At 72.4% G+C, this 2,582-nt stretch carries 2 protein-coding genes; one reads left to right on the top strand and one right to left on the bottom strand.

Annotation, left to right across the window (positions count from 1 at the left end):
- Positions 1-477: 477 nt before the first annotated feature.
- Positions 478-1,287, bottom strand: coding sequence for a phosphotransferase enzyme family protein (locus AAHZ94_RS32430; RefSeq protein ID WP_349997287.1), 810 nt, complete (start codon positions 1,285-1,287; stop codon positions 478-480).
- Between the two features lie 237 nt (positions 1,288-1,524).
- On the opposite strand from AAHZ94_RS32430, the gene AAHZ94_RS32435 reads away from it, so the two are divergent.
- Positions 1,525-2,466, top strand: coding sequence for a glycerophosphodiester phosphodiesterase family protein (locus AAHZ94_RS32435; RefSeq protein WP_349997288.1), 942 nt, complete (start codon positions 1,525-1,527; stop codon positions 2,464-2,466).
- The last annotated feature ends 116 nt before the right edge of the window (positions 2,467-2,582 follow it).

A 2,582-nucleotide genomic window follows, 5' to 3' on the forward strand; every position in this document is an offset into this window, starting at 1 on the left:
CCCCCCCCCCGCGCCGCCCCCCCCCGGGGCGGCGGGGGGCCGCCGCCCCCCCCCCCCCCCCCCCCCCCCCCCGCGACTGGGTGCGGGCGCACATCCGTGGCCGCCATCGCGTACGCGCGTACGCGCGCGATCAAGGACATCGGGCGGGCACAGGCCGTCCATCCCGTTCATCCGGCGCCGTGCCTGGCGCCCTTCCGTACGGGCCCCGCCTGCGGCACCGCGCGAGGGGGGACGCCCGGAACGCGCATCCCCCTCGTGTCCGAGTCTACGGCGCCCGCGCGGAGCAATTTCGGCCAGTTCCCCCACGTGGCGATCAGGCTCCACGGGCCGCCACCGCACCGGCCTGGGCCATCCACCACCCAGCCCGCCGCAGCGCTCCCGTACGGCCGTCGACGGGCCGTACGGCCAGGTCACCGGTGGTGGCACCGACCCCGCGGCAGCACGACGGCCCCGGGCTGCGGACCGCCGGGCTGCCGCTCAGGGCCGCAGCGCCGCGAACGCGGCCATCCGGCCCGCGTGGTAGACGTGGTCCTCGTCGTCGAACGCCTCGCCCCGCGCGCTCGCGCGTAGGTAGTGCGCCGCTTCCCTGCGCAGCCGGTGTCGCATCAGTTGCACCATGGTCGTGTCGTCGAGCGCCTCGACCGTGCCGCCCTCGTCCAGGTAGGCGTCAACGAACCCGCGGCAGGCGGCCAGGTCGGCGGCGAACTCACCGGTGAACTCCAGGGCCGCCCCCGCAAGTTCCACCTCCGGCGGGGCGATCAGCGCCTCGTCCCAGTCGAGCACGGCGACCAAGCGGCCGTGGCCGTCCGCCAGCAGGTTGCCGTGGTAGTAGTCACCGTGCAGCGCGTGTACCCGATCGGCCCGTTTGGCGAAGCCCGCGAGCCACTCGTCCAACTCGGCATCACGCAGGTCAGGGTGGTCGTACCGGACGTCACCCGACAGCCCGACGGTCAGGTCCGCCGAGACGGGCCGGGGCGGCACCCTCGCCTCCGCGAGCGCCCTGTGCAGCCGGGCGAGCAGGCGCGCGGCCTGCTCGCTCTGAGCCGGGTCCTGCTGGTGGGCCCACCGCCCGGCGACGTACGGCCACAGCGATACGGGGCGCCCCTCCGCGCGCGCCACCGTACGGCCGTCGCGGGTGCGCAGCGGCACGACGGCCTCGCGCAGCCCGCCGGCCGCCGCGCGCAGCGCCACCGCATGGCACCACTCGGCCTCATCCGACCTGCGCCATTCCGGGCCGATACGCACCACCACGCCGCCCTCAGGCCCCGTACCGCACGTGTCCTTCACATGATGGGCGGCTGATTCCTCACCGCCATACAGGCGTATTACGTCACCATTCAGGCGAACACCCCAAGCCCGTAAGGCAACTGCCCTGATTTGCTCCGAAAGCGAGATATCCACAAACGGCACGTCGCACTCCTCGTTCAGTTCCTGTCCATCCCGCACCTATCTCCCCGTACGAAATGGCTGGGACTCTCGGCCCGTCTTCCCCATCAACCAGACTCTCGACGCAAGGAGTCCCCCATGCGCATCCGTTCCATCGCTGCGGCTTCCGGCCTGCTGCTGGGCGCCTCGGCCTTCATCCTGCCGGCCGCTTCGGCCCAGGCCGCGGACCACCCGCACAGCCCGGTCACCGTCGCCCACCGCGGCGCCTCCGCCTACGCGCCGGAGAACACGCTCGCCGCCGTTGACGCCGCCGCCAAGCTGAAGATCGACTGGGTCGAGAACGACGTCCAGCGCACCAAGGACGGCAAGCTGATCGTCATCCACGACACGACGCTCAACCGGACCACCAACGTCGAGGAGGTCTTCCCCGGCCGCGCCCCGTGGAAGGTCTCGGACTTCACGCTCAAGGAGATCCAGCGGCTGGACGCCGGTAGCTGGTTCAACCCCAAGTTCACCGGCGAGCGGGTGCCGACGCTGAAGCAGTACATGGACCGGGTGAGCCGCAACCACCAGAAGCTGCTGCTGGAGTTCAAGGCGCCCGAGCTCTACCCGAACATCGAGCGGGAGACCCTCAACGAGCTGCGCCACCAGGGCTGGCTCAACCGGCAGCACGTCAAGCACCGGCTGATCATCCAGAGCTTCAACGCCGACTCGGTCAAGACGACGCACGAGCTGCGCCCCGACGTGAAGACGGGCTTCCTGGGCACCCCGGCCGTGGCCGACCTGCCGAAGTTCGCGAAGTTCGCGGACCAGATCAACCCGCACTTCGGGTCCGTCGACCCCGAGTACGTGGCCGCCGTGAAGGCCGTCCGTGGTGCGCACGGCAAGCCGCTTGAGGTCTACACCTGGACCGTGGACGACGCCGCCGTTGCGGTCAAGGTCGCCAAGGCGGGCGTGACCGGCATCATCACCAACAAGCCCGACGTCATCCGCGATGCGGTGAGCCACAAGGGCAAGCCCGGCAAGCCGGGCAAGCCGGGCAAGAACACCTCTGCGCAGCAGGTGGGCGCTGCGGCGTAACGCCCGCCCCCGGCAGCCCGTCGGCACGGGCTGCACCGTTCACCGCCGCGGGGGGGGGCGCCCGCCCCCGGGGGGGGGGGGGGGGGGGGGGGGGGGGGGGGGGGGGGGGGGGGGGG

This window comes from Streptomyces sp. HSW2009, from assembly GCF_040240285.1.
Classification (GTDB): domain Bacteria; phylum Actinomycetota; class Actinomycetes; order Streptomycetales; family Streptomycetaceae; genus Streptomyces.